Annotated in this window: 18 protein-coding genes; 8 read left to right on the top strand and 10 right to left on the bottom strand. The window is 67.5% G+C overall.

From position 1 onward, the window contains the following. Nucleotides 1–13: 13 nt before the first annotated feature. The 3 genes from DD542_RS16940 to DD542_RS16930 all read right to left on the bottom strand — a co-directional run bounded on the left by DD542_RS16940 (nt 14) and on the right by DD542_RS16930 (nt 5,830). Nucleotides 14–499, bottom strand: a complete 486-nt coding sequence (locus DD542_RS16940) for a response regulator (protein ID WP_127806444.1) — start codon at nt 497–499, stop codon at nt 14–16. Beyond that, nucleotides 496–4,215 (bottom strand): PAS domain S-box protein, encoded by a 3,720-nt coding sequence (locus DD542_RS16935; protein ID WP_164868419.1) that lies wholly within the window; start codon nt 4,213–4,215, stop codon nt 496–498. The genes DD542_RS16940 and DD542_RS16935 overlap by 4 nt, the downstream gene beginning before the upstream one ends. A 112-nt stretch (nt 4,216–4,327) precedes the next feature. Then, nucleotides 4,328–5,830 carry an FAD-linked oxidase C-terminal domain-containing protein gene (locus DD542_RS16930; protein ID WP_127806442.1) on the bottom strand — a complete coding sequence of 501 codons (1,503 nt, stop codon included), beginning with the start codon at nt 5,828–5,830 and terminating at the stop codon, nt 4,328–4,330. A gap of 194 nt (nt 5,831–6,024) precedes the next feature. Between DD542_RS16930 and DD542_RS16925 the strand changes: the two genes are divergently transcribed. Further along, nucleotides 6,025–6,453, top strand: coding sequence for an Hsp20/alpha crystallin family protein (locus DD542_RS16925; RefSeq protein ID WP_066157385.1), 429 nt, complete (start codon nt 6,025–6,027; stop codon nt 6,451–6,453). Here DD542_RS16925 and DD542_RS16920 read toward each other — a convergent pair whose 3' ends face one another. Further along, nucleotides 6,454–7,323: a LysR substrate-binding domain-containing protein gene (locus DD542_RS16920; protein WP_066157383.1), complete on the bottom strand. Its 870-nt coding sequence runs from the start codon at nt 7,321–7,323 to the stop codon at nt 6,454–6,456. A 5-nt stretch (nt 7,324–7,328) separates the two neighbouring features. After that, nucleotides 7,329–8,177 (bottom strand): formyltetrahydrofolate deformylase, encoded by an 849-nt coding sequence (purU, locus tag DD542_RS16915; RefSeq protein ID WP_127806441.1) that lies wholly within the window; start codon nt 8,175–8,177, stop codon nt 7,329–7,331. Between the two features lie 140 nt (nt 8,178–8,317). Between purU and DD542_RS16910 the strand changes: the two genes are divergently transcribed. From DD542_RS16910 to DD542_RS16900, 3 genes are read left to right on the top strand one after another with little or no spacing between them, the layout of a single operon-like run. After that, on the top strand, nt 8,318–9,658 hold the full coding sequence (locus tag DD542_RS16910) for an aminotransferase class III-fold pyridoxal phosphate-dependent enzyme (RefSeq protein WP_127806440.1): 1,341 nt from the start codon (nt 8,318–8,320) through the stop codon (nt 9,656–9,658). Between the two features lie 36 nt (nt 9,659–9,694). Continuing rightward, nucleotides 9,695–10,777 (top strand): SPFH and helix-turn-helix domain-containing protein, encoded by a 1,083-nt coding sequence (locus DD542_RS16905; RefSeq protein ID WP_127806439.1) that lies wholly within the window; start codon nt 9,695–9,697, stop codon nt 10,775–10,777. Between the two features lie 12 nt (nt 10,778–10,789). Then, nucleotides 10,790–11,857, top strand: coding sequence for a zinc ribbon domain-containing protein (locus DD542_RS16900; RefSeq protein ID WP_127806438.1), 1,068 nt, complete (start codon nt 10,790–10,792; stop codon nt 11,855–11,857). A 20-nt stretch (nt 11,858–11,877) separates the two neighbouring features. Here DD542_RS16900 and DD542_RS16895 read toward each other — a convergent pair whose 3' ends face one another. Beyond that, nucleotides 11,878–12,705, bottom strand: coding sequence for a ChaN family lipoprotein (locus tag DD542_RS16895; RefSeq protein ID WP_164868418.1), 828 nt, complete (start codon nt 12,703–12,705; stop codon nt 11,878–11,880). A gap of 57 nt (nt 12,706–12,762) precedes the next feature. Here DD542_RS16895 and DD542_RS16890 point away from each other — a divergent pair, with 57 nt between their 5' ends. Continuing rightward, nucleotides 12,763–13,884, top strand: coding sequence for an AbrB family transcriptional regulator (locus DD542_RS16890; RefSeq protein WP_066157368.1), 1,122 nt, complete (start codon nt 12,763–12,765; stop codon nt 13,882–13,884). Here the strand turns inward: DD542_RS16890 and DD542_RS16885 are convergent. The 4 genes from DD542_RS16885 to DD542_RS16870 form a co-directional block, all read right to left on the bottom strand. Beyond that, nucleotides 13,856–15,004: an ABC transporter substrate-binding protein gene (locus DD542_RS16885; protein ID WP_127806437.1), complete on the bottom strand. Its 1,149-nt coding sequence runs from the start codon at nt 15,002–15,004 to the stop codon at nt 13,856–13,858. The two genes, DD542_RS16890 and DD542_RS16885, sit on opposite strands and share 29 nt — an antisense overlap. Before the next feature lie 113 nt (nt 15,005–15,117). Then, nucleotides 15,118–15,402: a DUF3567 domain-containing protein gene (locus DD542_RS16880; protein WP_066157363.1), complete on the bottom strand. Its 285-nt coding sequence runs from the start codon at nt 15,400–15,402 to the stop codon at nt 15,118–15,120. A gap of 148 nt (nt 15,403–15,550) precedes the next feature. Next, on the bottom strand, nt 15,551–16,792 hold the full coding sequence (locus DD542_RS16875) for a DUF3108 domain-containing protein (RefSeq protein ID WP_127806436.1): 1,242 nt from the start codon (nt 16,790–16,792) through the stop codon (nt 15,551–15,553). Further along, nucleotides 16,789–17,667, bottom strand: coding sequence for an IclR family transcriptional regulator (locus DD542_RS16870; protein ID WP_127806435.1), 879 nt, complete (start codon nt 17,665–17,667; stop codon nt 16,789–16,791). The genes DD542_RS16875 and DD542_RS16870 overlap by 4 nt, the downstream gene beginning before the upstream one ends. A gap of 145 nt (nt 17,668–17,812) precedes the next feature. Here DD542_RS16870 and DD542_RS16865 point away from each other — a divergent pair, with 145 nt between their 5' ends. From DD542_RS16865 to DD542_RS16855, 3 genes are all read left to right on the top strand, one after another. Further along, nucleotides 17,813–18,826 carry a fumarylacetoacetate hydrolase family protein gene (locus DD542_RS16865; protein WP_127806434.1) on the top strand — a complete coding sequence of 338 codons (1,014 nt, stop codon included), beginning with the start codon at nt 17,813–17,815 and terminating at the stop codon, nt 18,824–18,826. 97 nt (nt 18,827–18,923) lie between these two features. Beyond that, nucleotides 18,924–20,417, top strand: coding sequence for a DUF4178 domain-containing protein (locus DD542_RS16860; RefSeq protein WP_127806433.1), 1,494 nt, complete (start codon nt 18,924–18,926; stop codon nt 20,415–20,417). Nucleotides 20,418–20,457: 40 nt separating this feature from the next. Next, nucleotides 20,458–20,679: a DUF350 domain-containing protein gene (locus DD542_RS16855; protein WP_127806432.1), complete on the top strand. Its 222-nt coding sequence runs from the start codon at nt 20,458–20,460 to the stop codon at nt 20,677–20,679. Nucleotide 20,680: the final 1 nt, after the last annotated feature.

Here is a 20,680-nt window from a genome sequence, read left to right as displayed (position 1 = left end):
GGCAGGCTGGCGCTCAGTGCAGGTCGCCGAACGAGGTGGAGCGCACGCCGGCGCTGGGGGATTGCGGTGCGGTCTGGTTGATGTTGATCCAGAACTCGCAGACGTGTTTCATCGCGCTGAGGAACTGCGCGAATTCCGTTGGTTTGGCGATGTAGGCGTTGGTGCCGGCCTCGTAGGCGCGCTGCAGGTCGCTGGGCTCGGTGGACGAGGTCAGCACCACCACCGGGATGTTGTGCAGCGTGTCCGAGCCTTTGATTTCCTTGAGCACCCCGATGCCGTCGAGTAGGGGCATCTTCAGGTCCAGCAGCACCAGCACGGGGTTGCCGCCCGGACGGTCGGCATAGTCGTCGCGCTGGTACAGGTAGTCCAGCGCCTGCATGCCGTCGGAGACGTGGGTCACGCGTCCGTCCAGTCCGTGGCGGGCCAGCGCCAGTTTGGTCAGTTCTGCGTCGTCCGGGTTGTCCTCGACCAGCAGGATGGCTTCAGCGTTCTTGTTCATGGTTTCAGGACCGAAGGTAGGGTGTCGTGCGACGAGTCTGACGGGCTGCAGCCTTCAAAAGGCAGCGAGAAGTGGAACGTGCTGCCTTCGCCCTGTTGGCTCTCGGCCCAAATGCTACCACCGTGGCGCTCGAGAATGCGCCGGGTGAGGGCCAACCCGATGCCGGTGCCCTCGAATTCCGAGGCCCGGTGCAGGCGCTGGAAAACGCCGAACAGCTTCTGCGCGTACTTGGTGTCAAAACCGACGCCGTTGTCCTTGACGTAGAAGGTGTAGCCCACGGCGGGGTCGACGCTCCAGCCGACCTCGATGCGGGCGCGTTCGCGGGGACGGGTGTACTTGAAGGCATTGCCCAGCAGGTTGGCCCAGACCTCGCGCAGCAGCAGCGCGTCGCCCTGGACCACCGGCAGGTCGGGGGCGATCACCCAGTCGACCACGCGGCCTTCGGTGTCGTGCGCGATCTGGCTGACCACCGCCTCGACCAGCATGGTGAAGTCCACGGGCATCACGTTGACCGCCGAGCGGCCCAGGCGCGAGAACGCCAGCAGGCCGTCGATGAGCTGGCTCATGTGGCGTGCCGAGTTGCCGATGGTGCCCAGGTAGCGCTGCGTGGTGTCGTCGCCCTTGTCGGCCAGGTGCTCCTCCAGCAGGCTCACGAAGCTGGAGATGTGGCGCAGCGGCGAGCGCAGGTCGTGCGAGACCGAGTAGGAGAAAGACTCCAGGTCCTTGTTGGCGGCCAGCAGCTGCTCGGTGCGCTCGACCACCCGGTTCTCCAGCTCGTCGTTGATGTTGCGCATCAGATCGTCCAGCCGCTTGGCATCGGTCATGTCGCGGCTGATCTTGGAGAAGCCGCGCAGCTCGCCGCTGTCGTCCCGCAGCGCGATCAGGATCGAGTGGGCCCAGTAGCGCGAGCCGTCCTTGCGCGTCTGCCAGCTGTGCAGCTCGTGCTGGCCCCGGGATGCCGCCATGCGCAGCATCTGTGCGGCGATGCTCGATGCCTCGTCCGGGTTGTCCGGCTGCAGCAGCTTGGCGTAGTGCTGCCCGAGCATCTCGGAGGGCGAATAGCCTTCCATGCGCTGGGCACTGTCGGTCCAGTCGGTGATGCAGCCCTGGGCGTCCAGGAAGTAGATGCTGTAGTCACGCAGGTTGTCCGCCATGAGGCGGAAGCGCTGCTCGCTCTCCAGCAACTCCATCGACCGTTCACGGATCCGCATCTCCAACTCGTCGTTGAGCTGGTGCACGCGTTCCTCGACGCGCTTGCGTTCGGTGATGTCGATGATCTGGACGATGATGCCTTGCACCAGGCCTTCGTAGATGTCTGGCAGAAGGGTGGCCCGGATGTAGATGTCCTCTCCGCTCACGGTGTGGCGCCAGGATTCGTAGTGCTGGACCTGTCCGTCCAGGGCCGCCTGGTACCGGGGCTGGACCTCCTGCCAGACCAAGGCCGGCAGGCACTCGCTGATGTGGAGTCCGAGAATGCGAGCCGGGTCCAGACCATAGAGCCGGCGGTGTTCTTCGTTGGCGAACCGGAACCTGAGCATGGCGTCCAGGTAGGCGATCACGCCGGGCACGTGGTTGGTCACCGTCTGCAGGAAGCGCTGGTTTTCCTGCAGCGCCAGCTCGGCCTGCCTGCGCTGGGTGATGTCCACCACCGTGGTGTTGCTGCGCAGGAAGCGTCCCTGTTCGTCGCGCACGGCTGCTGACGACAGGAGCGCATGGAACACGGAGCCGTCCTTGCGGCGCATCTCGTACTCCACACCGGCCAGCACGCCTTCACGGATCAGCCGCTCCATGCGGTCTTCCAGCAGCGGCACTCGGGAGGGCAGGACCACATCGCGGTAGCTCAGCCGGCCGATGACCTCGTCGCGCTCGTAGCCCAGCCATTGCAGCTCGGTGTCGTTGATCGACTCGTACACACCGTCGGCGTTGAGGGAGTGGTAGCCGCAGGGGGCCTGGTTGTAGAGGGCCTGCGCCTGCTGCAGGGCGTCGGCCAGCTGGCGGTTGGTGCTCTGCACACGGTCTTCAGAGGCCTTGCGCTCGGTGATGTCGACCATCTGGATGATCAGCCCCTGCACCTGGCCGTTCTCGATGTATGGCGTGTACCCGATGCTCGCGTAGAACTCGTGGCCGTCCGGGAAGCGGCGCAAGCCTTCAAATTGCTGGGGTTCGCCGTGCAGCGCGGCTTCCAGGCGCGCGCCGGCCGTGGCAAAGTCCTCGGGCCTGGCGATGTCGCGCAGGTGCAGGCCGATCAGGCTGGCCGGCTCGGTGCCCACCCAGCGGGCGTAGCTGGCGTTGGCGAAGCGGCAGATCAGGTCGCGGTCGTAGAAGGCGAGCTGCACCGGCACGGTGTTGGTGACAGTCTGCAGGAAATTGCGTTGGACGTGCAGGGCGTGTTCGGCCAGCTTGCGCGCCGAAATGTCCACCAGGGTGTTGTTGGTCCGGACAAAGCGCCCCTGTTCATCGACCACGGCCGTGCTGCTGAGCAGGGCCACGAAGGTCGTGCCGTCACGGCGGCGCAGGCCCAACTCGACCGATTCCAGCTTTTCGCCTTCGATCAGGCGCTGAAGTCGGTCCCTGATCATGGGCCTGTCTTCGGGCAACACCTGGTCACGGAAGGTCATCTTGCCGATGGCTTCCTCCCGTGTGTATCCCAGCCAGTCCAGTTCTGTCTGGTTGATCAGGACGAAGATGCCGTCGGCGTCCACCGAGTGGTAGCCGCAGGGGGCCTTGTTGTAGAGCGTCTGGGCGTCGTGCAGCGTCTGCCGCAGCCGCTCGTTGACCGTCGCCAGCTGGCTGGTCCGTTCCTGGACCCGAGACTCCAGCTCGCTGTTGAGCCGCTGGATCTGGTGCTGCTGCTCGTGGGTCTCGGTGATGTCGCGCGACACCGCCAGCAGCATCACCGGCTGGCCGCTGCTGTCGGTGATCGGAGAGACCACGGTGTCCCACCACTTGGGTGTGCCCTTGAACGTGTTGCCGAAGGCCACAAAGCGCGCGCCGCCGGCAGTGCGCGCCTGGTCGAGTGCCGAGCGTGCGAGGTTCTGTCCTTCTTCGGGCCACCAGGTGGTCCAGTCGCTGCCGCGGACCTGCTCAAAATCATCGACCTCCACCAGCTTGCAGCCGCGTGCGGTCATCTGGAGCACATGGCCCTGCAGGTCCAGCACCTTGGTGCAGTCCGGGCTGCTGGCAATGATCTGGCGGTTGAGCTCGTCCTTGATGCGTGCTTCTGCTTCCAGCTTGCGCAGCTGGCTGATGTCCTGCACGAAACCCAGCTGTCCGGTGAGCCGGCCCTGTTCGTCAAACTGGGGTATGTTTCGCGCAATCACATGGGCGATGTCCTCGCTGCCTGGCCGGATGATGCGGAATTCAAGGCTCGTGCTCGTGCCTGTGGCCACGCCGCGTTCCCAGTATTCCTTCACAACCGCCACGTCGGCCGAATGAACGCAGCGCATCCAGCCGAAATTGAAGAAATCCTGCTCTTCCAGGCCGAAGATCTGCTGCAGCATCTGATCGACCTGTATCAGAGAACCATCGGGCTGGATGCGCAGCATGCCAATGGGGAACACGCTGTTGAGGGCCGCGAACAGAGAGCTGTAGGGGTCCGGCGATTCGCTGCGGAGACCATGGGCGGGGCCGGGCGATGCGGCGGGGCGCCGCAACTGCGCCAGCTCGGCGCGCAGGGCCTGCACCTCGGCTTCGAGCGCGCGCTCACGATCGGACATCTGCTCTTCGTCAGGTGTCTTTCTGGCTTTGTTCCCAGGAAACGGGTGGATCGCGCTCATCGCGGACCCACTTTACCGCAGGGGGCCGCAGCCCAGATGTGAAATCTGACCGTCAGAACCGGGGCAAATCCGGGTGGCTGATCTGGCCTGCGCGCACCAGCATCTTTCCGTATTCGGCACAACGTTGCAGCGTCGGAATCACTTTTCCGGGGTTTAGTAGCTCTTTGGTATCAAAGGCACGTTTGACGGCGAACATCTGTGCGTTTTCCTCTGCGGAAAACTGAACGCACATGCTGTTGACTTTTTCCACACCCACGCCGTGTTCGCCTGTCACCGTGCCGCCCATGGCGACGCTGGTTTCCAGGATGTCGGCGCCGAACAGCTCGCAGCGGCGCAGCTGGTCCGGGTCGTTGGCATCGAACAGGATCAGCGGGTGCAGGTTGCCGTCGCCGGCATGGAACACGTTGGCGCAGCGCAGGCCGTACTTCTTCTCCATCTCGCCGATGGCGATCAGGATGTCGGCCAGGCGCTTGCGCGGGATGGTCGAGTCCATGCACATGTAGTCGGGGCTGATGCGGCCACTGGCCGGAAAGGCGTTCTTGCGGCCGCTCCAGAAGCGCAGGCGCTCGGCCTCGTCGCGGCTCACGGCGATGGCGGTGGCACCGCAGCCGCGCAGCACCGCGCTCATGCGGCCGATTTCCTCTTCCACCTCTTCGGGTGTGCCGTCGCTCTCGCACAGCAGGATCGCCTCGGCGTTCAGGTCGTAGCCGGCCTTGACAAAGTCTTCCACCGCGGCGGTCATGGGCTTGTCCATCATCTCCAGCCCGGCCGGGATGATGCCGGCCGCGATGACCGAGGCCACTGCGTCGCCCGCCTTCTGGATGTCGTCGAAGCTGGCCATGATGCAGCGCGCCAGCTGGGGCTTGGGCACCAGCTTGACCACCACCTCGGTCACGACCGCCAGCATGCCCTCGCTGCCGATCACCAGCGACAGCAGGTCCAGGCCCGGCGTGTCCAGCGCGGTGCCTCCGAAGGTGACCGGTTCACCCTCGACCGTGAAGCCGCGCACCTGCAGCACGTTGTGCACCGTCAGGCCGTACTTCAGACAGTGCACGCCGCCCGAGTTCTCGGCCACGTTGCCGCCGATGGTGCAGGCGATCTGGCTGCTCGGGTCCGGCGCGTAGTAAAGGCCGTGCGCCGCGGCCGCTTCGCTGATGGCGAGGTTGCGCACGCCGGCCTGAACCACCGCGGTGCGCGATCGGGCGTCGAGCGACACGATCTTGTTGAACTTGGCCAGCGACAGCGTCACGCCCATGGCGTGCGGCATGGCGCCGCCGGAGAGGCCGGTGCCGGCGCCGCGCGCCACCACCGGCGCATTCAGTGCGTGGCAGGCCTTGAGCACGGCCGCCACCTGGGCTTCGGTCTCGGGCAGGGCCACCACCAGCGGCCGCTGGCGGTAGGCGGTGAGGCCGTCGCACTCGTAGGGCACGGTGTCCTCGGCGTGCCAGAGCAGGGCGTGGGCCGGCAGCACGGCCTGCAGGGCGCGCACCACCTCAGCCTGGCGGGCGGCGCGTTCGGCGCGGGTGACTTCGGCGGGGGAGGTGGGGGCGTTCATGCGCGGCAGTGTACGGCTGGCCGTCCGCTTGTGCATTGAAGAAACTTGCAGCCCGATGTGAGAGGACTTGAGTGGTTTTGACCCGCGTCAAATGCCGGGGTCTTGAAAAGCGCAGGATGGGAATCTATCTGTCTGGCACGGGAGCGGCGATGACCGGTCCCCCGAATGCACCACCACCTTCAGGAGTGAACGCCATGAACCATCTGATCGCACGCACCGGCCTGTTCGACGACTTCTTCAAGGACGTCGCCCCCGGTTTTTATGTCCGTCCGCTGCACGGAGACTCGTTGCCCTCGCCCTCGCAGATCAAGATCGACGTGAAGGAAACGCCGTCGGCCTACACCGTGGTCGCCGAGGTGCCTGGCGTGGCCAAGGAAGACATCCACGTGACCGTCGAAGGCAGCGTGGTGACGCTGCGCGCCGAGATCAAGCAGCAGGACAGCCAGACCCAGGACGAGAAGGTGCTGCGCACCGAGCGCTACTATGGTGCCGTGGCCCGCAGTTTCCAGCTGGCCACCGACATCGACAACGAGAAGTCGAAGGCGAAGTACGAAAACGGCGTGCTGACGCTCACGCTGCCGAAGAAGCTGGCGCTCGCGGGCCAGCGACTGAACGTCGAATGATCAGCTGAGGGAGTTGCGCAGCCACTCGGCGAAGGCGGCGCACTCCCAGCGGTCCATGGTGCCGGTCCGCCAGCACAGGTAGTGCGCGTGCGGGCTGGGCACATGGCGCGGGTAGAGCGGCACCAGCGTGCCGTTCTCCAGCCAGGGCGCGGCCAGCTTCATGCGCACCAGGGCCACACCCATGCCGGCTGCAGCGGCGTCGCACATCAGGCCGATGTCGTTGAATTGCGAGCCGTCCACCGGCTCGGGCCAGTCCAGATCGTGCGCCGCGAACCAGGTGCGCCAGGGCTCCAGCGGGCTGCGCAGCAGCGGTTCGCCCTCCAGATCCTGCGGCGTCTCGAACGGGCCGTGCTCGCGCACGAAGGTCGGCGAGGCCAGCGGCGTCACCTCGTCCTTCATCAGGCAGACGTGCTCCACGTCGGCGTAGCGACCGGTGCCGAAGCGGATCATCAGGTCCGCGTCCTCGGCCACCACGTCCAGCAGCGGGATGCTGACCTGCAGCGTCAGGTCGATCTCGGGGTAAGCGTCGGAGAACTGCTTGAGGCGCGGCAGCAGGATGGAGCGCGCAAAGGTCGGCGTGACCGCCAGCCGCAGCTTGCGCCGGCCCGGCGAGGCCGCGCTGCTGGGAAACTTCTGCAGCGAGGCCAGGCCCTCGCGCACCTGCGCCAGGTACTCGCTGCCCTCGGTCGTGAGGGAGAAATCCGCCCGCCCGAACAGCTTGGTGCCCAGGATCTGTTCGAGCTGCTTGATGCGGTGGCTCACCGCGCTGGGTGTCACGCACAGCTCTTCTGCCGTCTGCGTCACGCTGCGCAGGCGCGCCAGCGCCTCGAAGGTCAGCAGACACTGGATGGGCGGAATCCTGATCGCCATCTGGTTTATTTGAAGACAACGGTCTTGTGGCCGTTGAGCAGCACGCGGTGCTCGCTGTGCCACTTCACCGCGCGCGCCAGCACTTGGCTCTCGGTGTCGCGGCCCAGGGCGGTGAGGTCTTCCACCGTGTCGGTGTGGTCCACGCGGGCCACGTCCTGCTCGATGATCGGGCCCTCGTCCAGATCCGCCGTCACGTAGTGAGCGGTGGCGCCGATCAGCTTCACGCCGCGGTCGTGCGCCTGGTAGTAGGGCTTGGCGCCCTTGAAGCTGGGCAGGAAACTGTGGTGGATGTTGATCGCCTGGCCCGAGAGCTCGCGGCACAGGTTGTCCGACAGGATCTGCATGTAGCGCGCCAGCACCACCAGCTCCGCGCCTTCGCTGCGGATCACCTCCAGCTGCTTCGCCTCGGCCTGCGCCTTGGTGGCGGCCGTCATCGGAATGTGGTGGAACGGCACGTTGTAGCTGGCCGCCAGCTGGTAGAAGTCGCGGTGGTTGCTGACGATGGCCCGGATGTCCAGCCGCAACAGGCCACTCTTCCAGCGGAACAGCAGGTCGTTCAGGCAGTGGCCTTCCTTGCTCACGAAGATGACAGTCTTCATCGGCTCGGCCAGGGGGTGCAGTCCCCATTGCATGCCGAACGGTTCGGCGAACAAGCTCAGGTGGGTGCGCAAGTCGTCCTGGGTCAGTTGGCCGCAAGTGAACTGGACCCGCATGAAGAACAGGCCGGTGCCGTGGTCGTTGTACTGGGCGGCTTCTTCGATGTTGCCGCCACGCTCCAGCAGGAAACCGGAGACGGCGTGCACGATGCCGGGACGGTCCTGGCAGGAGAGGGTGAGAACGTAGGTGTGGATCATGGTCGGGCGGATTGTCGCAGGGTGGCTGGGGGTGGGTCCGGGTGGTCCGAGGTCAGTGGACCTCACGATTCGATGTTTCCGGTGCCAGAATCCGTCCACTTCATTGTCTGCGCACGCTGCGCCCGCCCAGGAGACCGACCATGGCCTACAACGACTTCCGCATGGACAACCAGTGGTTGCCCTTCACGCCCAACCGTGCTTTCCAGAAAGACCCGCGCGTCTTCGTCGGCGCCGACGGCATGTACTTCACCACGCACGACGGCCGCCAGATCATCGACGGCATTTCCAGCCTGTGGTGCGTGGGCGCGGGCCACAACCGCAAGGCCATCAACGAGGCCATCAAGGCCCAGCTGGACACGCTGGACTATTCGACGGCGTTCAGCGTCAGCAACGACAAGGCCTTCCGCGCCGCCGAGATGATCGCGGCCATGGCGCCCGGCGACCTCAACAAGGTGCTGTTCTGCAACTCCGGCTCGGAAGCGGCGGACACCTCGCTGAAGGTCGCGCTGGCCTACCACCGCGCGCGCGGCGAAGGCCACCGCAACATCTTCATCGGCCGCGAGCGCGGCTACCACGGCGTCAACTTCGGCGGCATGAGCGTGGGCGGCATTCCGGCCAACCGCAAGGTCTACGGCGCCGCGCTGCTGCCGCGCGTGGACCACCTGCGCTTCATCCACGACCCGGTGAACCACGCCTACATCCACAACCAGGAACCGGTGTGGAACGAGGACATCCTGCTGGAGCTGGAAAACCGCATCCTGCCGCTGCACGACCCGAGCAACGTGGCGGCGGTCATTGTCGAGCCGGTCGCCGGCAGCGCGGGCTGGTACATCCCGCCGCAGGGTTACCTCAAGCGCCTGCGCGAGATCTGCGACAAGCACGGCATCCTGCTGATCTTCGACGAGGTCATCACCGGCTTCGGCCGCCTGGGCACGCCGTTTGCCTCCGACTACTACGGCGTGCAGCCCGACATGCTGAACTTCGCCAAGGCGGTGACCAACGGCGTCATCCCCATGGGCGGCGTGGTCTGCAGCGACCGCATCTACAACGCCATGATGGGCGCCCACGGCAGCGCGCCGGAGCACGCCATCGAGTTCTTCCACGGCTACACCTACTCGGGCCACCCGGTGGCCTGCGCGGCGGCGATCGCCACGCTGGAGCTGTTCCAGCAGGAAAGCCTGTTCGCCCGCGCCGGCGAGATGGGCCCTGTGCTGGGCGACGCCGCCCACAGCGCGATCAAGGGCCTGCCCAACGTCATCAGCATCCGCAGCCTGGGCCTGGCGGTCGGCGTGGAGCTGGCCTCGATTCCTGGCCTGCCGGGCAAGCGCGCCTACGACATCTTCCTGGACTGCTACCACCGCGGTGTGCTGGTGCGCAACGCGGGCGAGAACCTGGTGTTCGCGCCGCCCTACATCGTGGAGCGCGAGCAGATTGATACCATGGTCAACGTGCTGGCCGACGCGATCAAGCGCCACGCCTGACACCCGTCCACCCTTTCCGCCGCAAGGAGGCTCCGCATGGCCATCATGGATTTCCTGAACCGCCAGTTCATCGACGTCATCGAGTGGACCGACGACTCGCGCGACACGCTGTCGTACCGCTTCCCGGACGACGACAAGCAGATCAAGAACGAGGCCCAGCTGATCGTGCGCGAGAGCCAGGTGGCGCAGTTCGTCTACGTCGGCCAGTTCGCCGACACGCTGGGGCCGGGCCGCCACACGCTCAAGACCGAGAACATCCCCATCCTCTCGGACCTGCTGGGCTGGAAGTACAAGTTCCAGACGCCGTTCAAGGCGGATGTCTACTACGTCGTCACGCGCGTCTTCACCGGCAACAAGTGGGGCACGTCCAACCCGGTGATGATGCGCGACGCCGATTTCGGCGTGGTGCGCATGCGCGCCTTCGGCACCTACGACTTCAAGATCGTCGACCCGGTGAAGTTCCTCAAGGAAGTCGCGGGCACCGACCACCACTTCCGGCTGGACGAGTTCAACGACGTGATGCGCTCACGCCTGGTCAGCGTGTTCAGCGAGACCCTGGCCAAGGCCAAGGTGCCGGCGCTGGACGTGGCCACGCGCTATGGCGAGCTGGGCGAGGCGCTGCTGGAGCCGATCAACGTCGCCACGCGTGAGAAGTACGGCATCGAGATGACCGCCTTCGTGGTGGAAAACGTGTCGGTGCCGCCCGAGCTGGAGCAGGCGATCGACAAGCGCGGCTCCATGACCGCCATCGGCAACCTCAACGACTACATCAAATACAACATGGGCAATGCCCTGGCCGAAGGCAAGGCGGGCACCGCCGGCATCGGCGCCGAGCTGGCGGCCGGTCTGGCCATGGGCCAGTCGATGATGCAGGGCATGGCCGGTGGCGCCGCGCAGGCGCCTTCGCAGCCGGGTCTGGTGCCCCAGGCCCCCGCGGCGGCGGCGGCCCCGGCGGCGGCGCCCATCGCGCTGATGACGCCCGAGCAGGTGGCCGAGGCCCTGGGGGTGAGCCCGGCCGACGTGCTGCAGGAGCTGGAGGCGGGCAATCTCAAGGGCCGCAAGATCGGCAGCCAGTGGCGCGTGCCGCAGGCGGCTCTGGACGAGTTCCTCAAGGGCTGACCGCACCAACGCATGCAGCTGAGCGAAGTCACCGCCCGCCAGAAGCTGGCCTGTCCGGCCTGTGGCGGCGAGGCGCAGTGGAACCCGGCCAAGAAGGCGCTGATCTGCGCCTACTGCGGCACCGAGTCGCCCTACGAGGTGCAGGCCGACGGCGAGATCGTCGAGCACGATCTGGTCGCGGCGCTGCAGTCGATTCCGCAGAGCGCGCGCGGCTGGCAGGACCAGCGCCGGCCCGTGCGCTGCCAGCACTGCCAGGCCATCAGCACCTTCACCAACGCCCAGCAGGGCAAGGCCTGCGATTTCTGCGGCTCGACGGCGCTGGTGGCGTTTGAGGAGACCGGCGACATCATCCGGCCCGAGAGCCTGCTGCCCTTCGACGTGAGCGAGCCCGCCGCGCGCGACAAGCTGCGCAGCTGGTACAAGTCGCGCTTCTGGGCGCCCAACAACCTCGGCGGCAAGGCGCTCACCGACACCGTCAAGGGCGTCTACCTGCCGTACTGGACCTTCGACGCCGAGGTCAGCGCGCGCTACACGGCCGAGGGCGGCGAGTACTACCAGAACCAGAAGGGCGAACGGCAGGTGCGCTGGTTCCCGGTCAGCGGCCAGGTGCGGCACTTCTTCGACGACACCCTGGTCTGCGGCTCGCGTGGGGTGCACCCGCGGCTGGTGGAGGCGGTCGAACCGTTCCCCACCGCGTCCGAACGGCTCAAACCCTACGACCCGGGCTACCTCAGCGGCTGGACGGTGGAGCGCTACCAGCTCGACCTCGTGGCCGCCGCCCAGCGCGGGCGCGAGCGCATGGTCGCGGCGATCCGCCAGATGTGCGCGCAGGACATCCGCGCCGACACCCACCGCAACCTGCAGGTGGCTCCGAGCTTCGACCGCCAGACCTTCAAACACGTGCTGCTGCCGGTCTGGCTGGTGGGCTACCGCTACGGCGCGAAGGACTACCAGGTGGTGGTGAACGGCGCCACCGGGCAGGTGGCGGGCGAGTACCCCAAGAGCTGGGTCAAGATCGCGCTGGCGGTGATCGCCGGGCTGATCCTGCTCTACATCCTGATGTCGCTCGAAGGGCGCTGAGCGCCGGGCCTCGGGCCGGCTCAGCGGCCCATCTGCTGCCGCATCTCGGCGCAATGGTCTTTGGCGGGTGTCGGCGGCGTGACCCACTGGCGGTCGGCCACGGCCGGATCGACCGGCCCGGCCACGTCGCCGGCCAGCACCATCACCACGCGGTGCGGCTGCCCGGCGGGCAGGTGGCTCGGCACCCCCAGGTCGCGTTGCACGTGGCCGTTGCCCGCGATCAGCAGCACCGTGCGCCCCGGCTGGAGCGCGCCCACGGCGGTCTGGGCCATGGCCCGGTCGCGGGCGATCTGGATGCGCGTCATCGGTGCGATCTGGGTGTCGGGCAGCAGCTGGCAGTGGCCGTCGCGGATCGCCTCGCGCTGCCGCTGCAGGGCCGGCGCAGGCAGCGTGCCGTCCAGGGTGGCATCGGCCATGGCCGTGCGCATCCCGGCGCGGGGCAGGTTGCCGCCCAGCACCGGCGCCCCGGCGCGCACCGCCGACAGGATGGTCGGGCCGTACACGGCCCAGGGCCAGGCGCCCGTGTTGCGTTCGGCGGTCCAGTCCAGCGCCTCCCGCACCTGGGCTTCGGTTGCGTCGGGCGGCAAATGGCGGGTGTCCCGGCCCTGCTCGACCATCTCCAGCACCAGCGCCCCCAGTTCGCCGCGGGCGGCCAGCTGATGCACGGTGTCGCGCTGCAGGGCCTGGTGTTCGGGTGCGTCGTGCTGCTCCCCGACCAGCAACAGCGGCGTGGGCAGCAGGCCCTGGAGATCCGCCGTGGCCAGGGGCATGGCACTGCAGGCACCAATCGTCAACGCCATCAGGGCGACGGTGAACCGGCGGACGATGACAGCGGGGCGACAGATCATGACCCGATACTACGCGTCCTGCTGTTGTTGCGTCGGCGCCTTACCGGTGCCCTGTCCGTGTCGCCCGTTCCCGATCCTGAGGCCCCGACCACCCGGGGCGCCCCCTTCGTCCTTCGAGTCTTGCTGACCCTGGTGCTGGCCTTCGGGGCGGCGCGCCTGTGCGTCTGGCTGAACACGCCCATCCCCTGGATGCTGGGGCCGCTGCTGGCGACCGCGCTGGTGTCGGTGTTCGGTGCGCCCACGGCGAGCTGGATCCCGTTGCGCAACGGCGGCCAGTGGGTGATCGGCGCCGCGCTGGGCCTGTACTTCACGCCTGCGGTCGGGGTGCTGGTGGTCGGGCTCTGGTGGGCGATCGCCCTGGGCATCGTCTGGGCGCTGGCACTGGGCCTGGGGTTCGGGGTCTGGCTGCGGCGTGTCCATGCACAGCAGCTCGGGCATCTGAGCCCGGCACAGCTGCGCAGCACCACCTATTTCGCCGGCGCCATCGGTGGTGCCTCCGAGATGACCCTGATCGCGGAGCGCCACGGCGCGAGCACCGATCTTGTGGCGGCGGCCCACAGCCTGCGCGTGCTGCTCGTCACCGTGACCATCCCGTTCGCCATGCAGGCTTGGGGCGTGTCCGGTCTGGAGCCGGCGCCCCCCGGTGCGCGCGCCGTGGACATCGTAGGACTCGCCCTGCTGGGCGGCCTGACCCTGGCGGGCATTCTGGTGATGCGCCGGCTGGGCCGCGCCAACCCCTGGTTCATGGGGGCCCTGGTGGCCACCATGGTGCTGACGCTCGGCGGCGTGACGCTGTCGGCAATCCCGCCTGCGCTCAGCGCCGCGGCGCAACTGGTGATCGGCGTGAGCCTGGGGGTGCGGTTCACGCCCGCGTTTGTACACACCGCGCCGCGCTGGCTGGGCTCGGTGGCGCTGGCCAGCCTGTTCATGATGGCGGTCTGCGCCGGCTTCGCCTGGCTGCTGTCCCTGATGACCGGACTGCACCCGGCCACCATGGTGCTCGGCACCTCGCCGGGTGGCATCGCCGAGATGTCCATCACCGCCAAGGTGCTGCAGCTGGGCGTGCCCATGGTGACGGCGTTCCAGGTCTGCCGCCTGGTGGCGGTTCTGATCCTGGCCGAGCCGGTGTACCGCTGGTGGGTGCGCCGGCTCAGTGCCGGAAGCGACCCTCGCGGGTGACGATCGCCAGGTCGACCAACGACATGCCGGTGTGGGCCCCGTCGCGGTAGCTGATTTTCATTCCCTCGATGGACAGCTCGGTGTTGCGCAGGCCGGCCAGGAACGAGTCGCGGCTCGGGTTGGGCCCGGCACGCCGCAGGGCTTCGATCAGCGCCCTCGCGGTGAGGTAGCCCTCCAGGCTGCCGTACGAAAAGGGCTGTCCCGGCTGGCCACTGGAAAAGGTGTCCTGGTAGGCGCGCGTCAGCGCCGTCTTGCGTTCCCACGGGCTGGGCATGACTTGCGCAAAGATCATGCCGTGCGCCAGGTCCCCCAGATGGCTCGCGAGCTGCGAAGAGCCCGAGTTGACGCCGTAGAAGGCGGCCTTCACGCCAGCCTGCCGCGCCTGACGGATCAGCTTCTCGTACATGCCGGCCCCGCCATGGTTGAACACCATCTGCGCCTTGCTGTCCGCCAGCTGCCGGACCATGGCCGCGATGTCCGCGTCGCCGATGTCCGATTTGAACGGCAGGTCGGTCACCGCCTCGATGCCCGTTTCCCTGGCCAGTCGCTGGACGTTGGCCAGGTGCAGCTGACCCGTTTCCGAGTCCGAGCGCACGAAGGCCACGCGGCCCATGCCCAGGCTCCGGGCGTGCAGCATCAGGGCCCGAAACTCGTCCTTGTGTTCGGCCCGCACCGGGAATACCAGGGGCTGGTGTGGCGTGCGCAGGGTGGGCGATCCCGCCATCGGGCCGAAAAACGGCACCTTGAGGTCGACTGCGGCCTTCATGACGGCGGTGGACGGCCCCCCCTCGATCGATCCGAACAGCAGGAACACCTTGTCCTGGATCACCAGCTGCCGGGCATTGGCCTCGGCCAGCGCCGACTTGTTGTCGTCGTCCATCACCTTGAGGACCAGCTTGCGACCCGCGACGCCGCCGTTGCGGTTGGTCTGCTCGATGGCCGCCTGGACGCCGGCCAGCACGGCGGTGCCATATTCGTTCTTGCCGCCCTGGAGGGTCAGCGTCTGTCCGATCAGGATCTGCTCGGGGGTCACGCCGTCGGCGGCCGCCTGGGTGAGGCTTGGGGAAAGACCCAGAAGGACCAGGGGCAGCAGGGCGGCGGCCAGGGGCGGACATTTCATCGGATACTCCTCTGTGTATTTCGCCAGTGTATGAACATGCCCCGCCAGCGGACAACAAAAAAGCCGGTGCAGGTCACCGGCTTTGTGTTGAAAGTCAACGGTTTCGCTGAATTTCAGTGCATGACCACCGGCATCTGGGCCAGCGAGGCATAGCCTTCGAGCGTGTCTTCCACTTCTTCCTGAGAGGGCGTGTTCTGTTGCCAGGCCTGGATCTGCTCCTGGAACATCTCGGCCCAGGAGCCGTCGAGGTAGACCTCCTTGCCCGAGCGCTTGTCGACGATTTCGAAACCGTGGCGGGGAATCTGCGGGCCCAGGAGGCGCTGCGCTTCGCCGTCTTCCGGCGCGTTGGCCAGGATGTGGACCACCGCAAAGGCATCAGAGTCGTAGAGCATGTGCATGGCTGTATTTCCTTCCACAGGGCGAAACGGGGACCTGTTGTCACTTATATCGGCAATTCGCTGCCGGGCTTCAGGCCTGTTGCAGATTTAGATGGTCCTGTGCGCCGAAGTTTCAAGATGCGTGTGTTTTTCGGCACAGTTCCAACGATCAGGGCGGGTCGTTTCGCTGCGGCAGCACGGGCAGGTCCTGAAGGACCATGTCCAGGTAGTCGCCATTGGGCTCGGTGATGCGGATGCGACCGGGCAGGTGGGCGTAGGCCGGCATCAGCCAGACCTCCACCTTTCTGTCGAACTCCTTGCGGGGTGAGCGGGTCAGCCGCACGGTCTGCACCTCGCCGGCGGGCAGGGTTTCGCTGGCGACCGGCCCGACCTGGAACAGCCAGACCTCGGCGGTGTCCACGCCACTGACGGGCAGCCGCAGCACCTTGCCCTCGGTGTAGGCCTCCGGCCGTGCATTGAACAGCGCCGACAGCTGGAAGTTCACCGACAGGCGGTCCTGCGCGCCGGGCAGCAGCTTGGCGTCCGGCGCGTTGTTGCTGAAGCGCAGCCGCTGGCCCTCGCGGTCGAAGTGTGCGGCGCGTTCGCTGCTGCGGCGCTGGTCGGTGAACCGGTCGGGCGCCAGACCCTTGGCTCCGAGCTGGCCCTTGCTGCCCTGCGAGAGCACAGTGAACACCAGCACGCGCACGGTCAGCCTGGCTTCGTACGTATTGCCGTCGTTGGACCATTCCAGCTGCGCAGAGCCGTTGTAGGTCTTGCCTTTGGAGATGGATGTGGCGGAGAAGCGCAGATCTGCGCCCGGCGGCGGCAGGGCCGGCGGCAGGCCGGCGTCGGCCAGTCCCGCGCCCTGGCCCTGGACCGTGCTGGCAGCGACCTCGGTGGCTGCAGGCAGGTCCGACACCGGGGCGGGCGGATTGACAGGCGTGGCCTCGACCGCCGGCGGAGCAGGCGGCTCCGGAGGCGGCGCAACGGCCACTTCGACCGGCGGGGGCTCGGCCGGAGGTTCGGCGGGGGGCGCCACCACGACCGCTTCCACCGGCGGGGGCGGCGGGGGTTCGACCACCTTGGGCGGAGGGGGCGGTGGGGGAGGTGGCGGCGCCGGTTCGGGCGCCGGCGGCTTGGGCAATATCCAGCGCACGCGGCTGCTGCGCACGGGCGGCGGCAGTTCCTCGCTCATGGCGGCGGCCAGTTCGGGTGGTGGCGGCGCACCGGTCGCATCGGGTGCGCTCGCGGGATCGGAGGCGGTCGCGGTGAACATGTCCAGCGACAGGCCGGACAAGCCGCCGCTGAGCAGGCTCAGGTGTGCCAGCAGCACGCCCGCACCCAGCGCGAACAGCACGCGCCGGCGCGGCGCCGCGCGCTCGACGGGAAAGTGCGGCACGGCAGCGGTCATGGCGTCGGCCGGTGGCCCAGATCGTCGCTGAGCTGGCGGGCGCAGCGCCGCACCGCCTGGGCGGGTGCGCCGTTCCAGTCGGTGTCCAGCGTCGCCACCGAGCCCAGCACCACGAGGCCCAGCGCCAGCCGGCCCTGGGCGTCGAACACCGGCGCGCAGAAGCCGCCCACGCCGGGCAGCAGGCTGTGCACCACCCGGCCCAGGCCCTGGGCGCGGGTTTCATCGAGCATGGCCTGGACATCCTGCAGGGTCTGAGGCACGTCTTCCAGCGGCAGGCCGTTGCGTGGCAGTTTTTTCACCCGTGCCAGTTCCTCTCGGATCATGGGCGCGATGCGCTGGGCGTCGCGGCCTTCCTGGCCCATGAACGCGGCGAAACAGCGCCCGGTGGCCGAGGTCAGCAGCGGCATCACGTCGCCCAGGCGCAGGGTGACCGGCACGGTCTGCGGGGCCTCGGCCCAGTGCACCATGGTCGGCCCCTGGTTGCCCCAGACGGCAATCGCCAGCGTGTGGCCGGTCTCTGCCAGCAGCGCGGGAACGCGGTCGCGCGCCAGTTTCACGGCGTCCAGCCGGCTCAGGCTGGCCAGCCCCAGGCGCAGCGAGGCCGGGCCCAGGTCGTAGCGCGTGCTCACCGGGTCCTGCATCACCAGGCCCATGCGCTGGAAGCTCACCAGATAGCGGTGGGCCTTGGCCGCGCTCATGCCGGCGGCGGCGGCCAGGTCGCGCAGCATCAGCGCACCGGGGGCCTGGGACAGGGCATTGAGCAGCTCGAACCCGACCTCGACCGACTGGATGCCGGCGCGCAGGTGCTCGGTGTCCGTTTCGGTGGTGTCGCGTCGGTGGGAGGCCTCGGGGGCAGGGGTTTTCGCGGCAGGCATCGGAACAACGTCGGGAGCGCTGGGGTGGAATGAGGGGCTTTCACACTCAAATGTGCGCCGTGAACTAGAATGCGATTTTTACGTATAGGTTAACGAATTTCACTATTCGTAATCATGTAAACCCCACACACCGCAGGAGACTCGCATGAAACTCGCCACCTACAGGGACGGCTCGCGTGACGGACAACTGGTGATCGTCTCGCGCGACCTGACGACCGCCCATTATGCGACGGGCATCGCCACCAGGCTGCAGCAGGTGTTGGACGACTGGAACTTCCTGGCGCCGCAGCTGCAGGACCTGTACGTCACGCTCAACCAGGGCAAGGCGCGCCACGCCTTCCCGTTCGACCCGGCCATGTGCATGGCGCCGCTGCCGCGCGCCTACCAGTGGGCCGACGGCTCGGCCTACATCAACCACGTGGAGCTGGTGCGCGCCGCCCGCAACTCCGAAGTGCCGGCCAGCTTCTACGAAGACCCGCTGATGTACCAGGGCGGCAGCGACGACTTCATCGGCCCGCGCGACGACGTGGTCGTGCCCAGCGAGGACTACGGCATCGACTTCGAGGCCGAGATCGCGGTCATCACCGGTGACGTGCCGATGTGCGCCACGCCCGAACAGGCGCTGGACGGCGTGCGCCTGCTGATGCTGGCCAACGACGTCAGCCTGCGCAACCTGATCCCGGCCGAGCTGGCCAAGGGCTTTGGTTTCTTCCAGAGCAAGCCGGCCACCGCGTTCAGCCCCGTGGCCGTGACGCCCGACGAGCTGGGCGACGCCTGGCAGGGCGGCCGCGTGCACCTGACCCTGCAGAGCACCTGGAACGGCCGCAAGGTCGGCATGTGCGACGCCGGCCCCGACATGACCTTCCACTTCGGCCAGCTGATCGCCCACATCGGCAAGACGCGCAACGTGCGCGCCGGCTCCATCGTCGGTTCGGGCACGGTGAGCAACCGCGGCGTCGAGGTCGACGGCAAGAAGGACTGGCCCAAGGGCTATTCCTGCATCGCCGAGAAACGCGCCATCGAGACCATCCTGGACGGCAAGCCCTCGACCGAGTTCATGAAGTTCGGCGACACCATCCGCATTGAAATGAAGGGCAAGGACGGCCAGAGCATCTTCGGCGCGATCGAACAGAAGATCGCCCCCCTGGCCCGGAGCTGAGCCGCTCGCACCGCCCTTATGATCGGCCGCACCATGCGAAGGGTGCGGCCGATTTCTTTTGTGCAGTACGAGACGGCGGCACCCGTCGGCAGCGGCCATGGCTGAGGGCACCCAGCGTCGCTACGAGGCACCTTGCCCGGGTTGCGGCGCTCCGGTGCCGTTCCAGAGCGCCCAGTCCACCCACGCCGTCTGCGCCTACTGCCACTCCAGCGTGGTGCGCCAGGCCGATGCGCTGGCCCGCCTGGGCCGCATCGCCGACGAGTTCACCGACTACAGCCCGCTGAAGATCGGCGCCACCGGCCAGTGGCGCGGCAAGGCCTTCACCCTGGTCGGTCGCCTGCAGCTGGGCAACGCCGCGGCGCGCTGGACCGAGTGGCAGGCGGTGTTCGACGACCAGAGCCTGGGCAGCCTGAGCGAGGACAACGGCAGTTTTGTCTTCAGCGTGCCGCGCCCGGTGTCTGGCAGCCTGCCCGCGTTCAAGGACTGGCGCGTCGGCCGCAGCCACGTGCTGGGCGGCGAGACCTTTGCCGTCGGCGCGGTCACCGAGGCCTCGGTCCTTGCGGCGCAGGGTGAGCTCTCGCACCTGCCGGAGCCCGGCAAAGTGTTCGGGGTGGTCGAGCTGCGCAACGACGCCGGGTCGGTCTGCAGCATCGACTACGCCAGCGAGCCACCCGCGGTCTGGCTGGGCGCGCAGGTCCCGCTCGACGAACTCCAGCTCGCTGGTCTGGCCGGCGATTCGGTGCGCAAGGACGAAGGGCGGCACTTCAACTGCCCGAACTGCGCGGCGCGGCTGGAGGTCAAGCTCGAAACCACCAAGAGCATGAGCTGCCCCTCGTGCGACGCGCTGATCGACCTGTCGGCCGGCATCGGCGGCGAGCTCAAGCATGCGATCCAGGACGAGCCGGTGCGCCCGCTGATCCCGCTGGGCACCGTCGGCCAGCTGCGCGGTGCGTCCTGGCAGGTCGTGGGCTACCAGCACCGCAGCGGCACCGAGCCGGGCGAGGACGAGGTGTTCGCCTGGCAGGAGTACCTGCTCTACAACCGCAAGGAAGGCTTCCAGTTCCTGGTGGACGCCGAAGACGGCTGGAGCCTGGTCAAGCCCGCCACCGGTGCACCCAAGGTGTCGTCGGGCGGCAAGACCGCCACCTACCTGGGCAAGCGCTACCAGCTGCAGTACAGCTACCGCGCCGAGACGCAGTACGTGGCCGGCGAGTTCTACTGGAAGGTCGAGCGCGGCCAGGTGACCGAGAACTCGGACTACGCCAGCGGCCAGCACCTGCTGTCACTGGAGAAGTCGCGGGACGAGTGGACCTGGTCGGTGGGCGAGCGGCTGGACAGCGCCACGGTGGCCAAGGCGTTCAAGCTCGACCAGAAGAAAGACCTGTTCAAGCGCGGCGATGCGACGCCCCTTAGCGGCGACAGCTGGTCGGTCGGCAAGGTGGTCCTGTTCGTGGTGGCCGTGCTGATCGTGGTGATGCTCGAGCGGGGCTGCGACGACTGCGATCCCCAGGTCGAGAACTGCAGCTCCACCTCCGGCCGCTGGGGCGGCGGCTCCTACGGCGGCAGCTCCAGCGGCGGCTGGCACAAGTAAAACGGATATTCCCTTTCCCCATTTCGACAGGAGCAAGCACATGGACATTGAATGGCTCAGGCCCGCAGCGTTTCTGGGATCGATCCTGTTCGCGCTGATCGGCGTGGTGGTGTTCTGGATCAGCTTCATCGTGATCGACAAGCTCACGCCCTACGACCTCTGGAAGGAGCTGGTCGAGAACCGCAACATGGCGCTGGGCCTGGTGGTGGCGGCGATGTCGCTGGGCATCTCGATCATCGTGGCCGCCGCAATACACGGCTGAC

The organism is Hydrogenophaga sp. NH-16, from assembly GCF_004006415.1.
Taxonomy (GTDB): domain Bacteria; phylum Pseudomonadota; class Gammaproteobacteria; order Burkholderiales; family Burkholderiaceae_C; genus Hydrogenophaga; species Hydrogenophaga pseudoflava.
This window is presented reverse-complemented; position numbering and strand designations above follow the sequence as displayed.

Bases quoted from the DNA above. Each gene is read 5' to 3' on its own strand.
- DD542_RS16940 (WP_127806444.1), bottom strand. From the start codon at position 499: ATGAACAAGAACGCTGAAGCCATCCTGCTGGTCGAGGACAACCCGGAC.
- DD542_RS16935 (WP_164868419.1), bottom strand. From the start codon at position 4,215: ATGTCCGATCGTGAGCGCGCGCTCGAAGCCGAGGTGCAGGCCCTGCGC.
- DD542_RS16930 (WP_127806442.1), bottom strand. From the start codon at position 5,830: ATGAACGCCCCCACCTCCCCCGCCGAAGTCACCCGCGCCGAACGCGCC.
- DD542_RS16925 (WP_066157385.1), top strand. From the start codon at position 6,025: ATGAACCATCTGATCGCACGCACCGGCCTGTTCGACGACTTCTTCAAG.
- DD542_RS16920 (WP_066157383.1), bottom strand. From the start codon at position 7,323: ATGGCGATCAGGATTCCGCCCATCCAGTGTCTGCTGACCTTCGAGGCG.
- purU (WP_127806441.1), bottom strand. From the start codon at position 8,177: ATGATCCACACCTACGTTCTCACCCTCTCCTGCCAGGACCGTCCCGGC.
- DD542_RS16910 (WP_127806440.1), top strand. From the start codon at position 8,318: ATGGCCTACAACGACTTCCGCATGGACAACCAGTGGTTGCCCTTCACG.
- DD542_RS16905 (WP_127806439.1), top strand. From the start codon at position 9,695: ATGGCCATCATGGATTTCCTGAACCGCCAGTTCATCGACGTCATCGAG.
- DD542_RS16900 (WP_127806438.1), top strand. From the start codon at position 10,790: ATGCAGCTGAGCGAAGTCACCGCCCGCCAGAAGCTGGCCTGTCCGGCC.
- DD542_RS16895 (WP_164868418.1), bottom strand. From the start codon at position 12,705: ATGATCTGTCGCCCCGCTGTCATCGTCCGCCGGTTCACCGTCGCCCTG.
- DD542_RS16885 (WP_127806437.1), bottom strand. From the start codon at position 15,004: ATGAAATGTCCGCCCCTGGCCGCCGCCCTGCTGCCCCTGGTCCTTCTG.
- DD542_RS16880 (WP_066157363.1), bottom strand. From the start codon at position 15,402: ATGCACATGCTCTACGACTCTGATGCCTTTGCGGTGGTCCACATCCTG.
- DD542_RS16875 (WP_127806436.1), bottom strand. From the start codon at position 16,792: ATGACCGCTGCCGTGCCGCACTTTCCCGTCGAGCGCGCGGCGCCGCGC.
- DD542_RS16870 (WP_127806435.1), bottom strand. From the start codon at position 17,667: ATGCCTGCCGCGAAAACCCCTGCCCCCGAGGCCTCCCACCGACGCGAC.
- DD542_RS16865 (WP_127806434.1), top strand. From the start codon at position 17,813: ATGAAACTCGCCACCTACAGGGACGGCTCGCGTGACGGACAACTGGTG.
- DD542_RS16860 (WP_127806433.1), top strand. From the start codon at position 18,924: ATGGCTGAGGGCACCCAGCGTCGCTACGAGGCACCTTGCCCGGGTTGC.
- DD542_RS16855 (WP_127806432.1), top strand. From the start codon at position 20,458: ATGGACATTGAATGGCTCAGGCCCGCAGCGTTTCTGGGATCGATCCTG.